Below are 1697 nucleotides of genomic sequence, written 5' to 3'. Positions count from 1 at the left end.
AGCCCGGATTTTTCACGGAAACTTGTGTTTGGTGGTGTGTAGATAAGCGAAAGTGCCTGTCCTGCAAGGGATAATTGGACTTCTCTACGGTTCAACGATCCTACGGGAAGGCACTTCGCAGGTGAAGGATATCGCGGGCGGATCGCGGGTGAAAGTGTCTGCTGACGGCCAGGGTGTCGTGTCGCATGCCGGGATGGGCATGCTGCGCGAACTGGCCGATCGTACCGGCCTATCAGGGCAGGTCACGGCCGCGTTGGCGGACACCTACCGGGGCCCGTGGGTGTACGCGCCCGGCGAGGTGTTCGCCGATCTGGCCGCCGCGGTCGCTGACGGCGCGGACTGCATCGACGGGGTCGGGCAGCTGTGCGCCGATCGTGAGCACGTCTTCGGCGCGAAGGCCTCGACGACCACGATGTGGCGGCTGGTCGATGAGCGCATCGACGCCGCGCACCTGCCGGCGATATGGGCGGCGCGAGCCAAAGCGCGGGCAGCGGCGTGGGAGGCCGGCGCGGGCCCGGCCCTGCACGGTTGGCTGTCCATCGATGTCGATGCGACCCTGGTGTGCGATCACTCCGACAACAAGCAGGGCGCCGCGTCGACCTGGAAGAAGACGTTCGGCTACCACCCGCTGCTGGCGTTTGTGGACCGCCCCGAGATCTCCGGTGGAGAAGCGCTGGCCGGGATGCTGCGCAACGGCAACGCCGGCTCCAACACCGCATCCGACCACATCATCGTGCTGGGTCGAGCACTGGCATCGCTTCCGGTTCGGTGGCGGCCTGACCCCGACAACCCCGCAGACCCGGACAAGCCGCGCGTGCTGATCCGCAGCGACACCGCCGGAGCCACCCACCGGTTCGCCCAAGCGTGCCGGGCCGCCGGGGTCGGGTTCTCGTTCGGCTACCCGGTCGATGTGCGGGTGCAGGACGCGGTGGACACCCTCAACCTCGGCGATGGCTGGTACCCGGCGATCGAGGCCGACGGCGGTATTCGTGACGGGGCCTGGGTTGCTGAGGCCACCGACCTGGTCAACCTGGACAACTGGCCCGCCCGAACCCGGCTGATCCTGCGCAAGGAACGGCCCCACCCCGGAGCGCAGTTGCGGTTCACCGACGCCGAGGGCATGCGGGTCACCGCGTTCATCACCGACACCGAACCCGGTGCCGTGCCCGGGCAACTCGCCGGTCTGGAACTACGCCACCGCCAGCACGCCCGCGTCGAAGACCGCATCCGTGAACTCAAAGCCACCGGGCTACGCAACCTGCCGTGCCACTCGTTCTGGGCCAACGCCGCCTGGCTGGAAATCGTGCTGGCCGCCGCTGACCTGGTCACCTGGACCCGCCTGATCGGCTTCGGTGACCAACCCGCGCTGGCCCGCGCCGAGATCACCACGTTCCGCTACCGAGTCCTGCACGTCGCCGCACGCATCACCCGCGGCGCCCGCCAACTTCGCCTGCGCCTCGATGCCACCTGGCGATGGGCCACCCCCATCGCCGCTGCCTGGCAACGCATCCGCTCGGCCTTCAGCTAGCCACTCGGACCCACGTCCCACCAACGATGAAAGACCAACGGCCCCAAGGAAAGCCCGCCCCACCCGGCGACACGGGACCGATCAACCACGCCACCACGCCGAAACCACCACCCAACAGCACAATTCACCATCAAACTGAGCCGACATCAAGTCCGATGAAAAATCGAGG

The 1697-nt window shown here is 67.6% G+C and carries 1 protein-coding gene; it reads left to right on the top strand.

Annotation, left to right across the window (positions count from 1 at the left end):
• Positions 1-121 precede the first annotated feature (121 nt).
• Positions 122-1528: an IS1380 family transposase gene (locus tag MELE44368_RS22790; RefSeq protein ID WP_128110568.1), complete on the top strand. Its 1407-nt coding sequence runs from the start codon at positions 122-124 to the stop codon at positions 1526-1528.
• Positions 1529-1697: the final 169 nt, after the last annotated feature.

Origin of the sequence: Mycolicibacterium elephantis DSM 44368, assembly GCF_004014805.1 — a bacterium.
Lineage (GTDB): Bacteria > Actinomycetota > Actinomycetes > Mycobacteriales > Mycobacteriaceae > Mycobacterium > Mycobacterium elephantis.
This window is presented reverse-complemented; position numbering and strand designations above follow the sequence as displayed.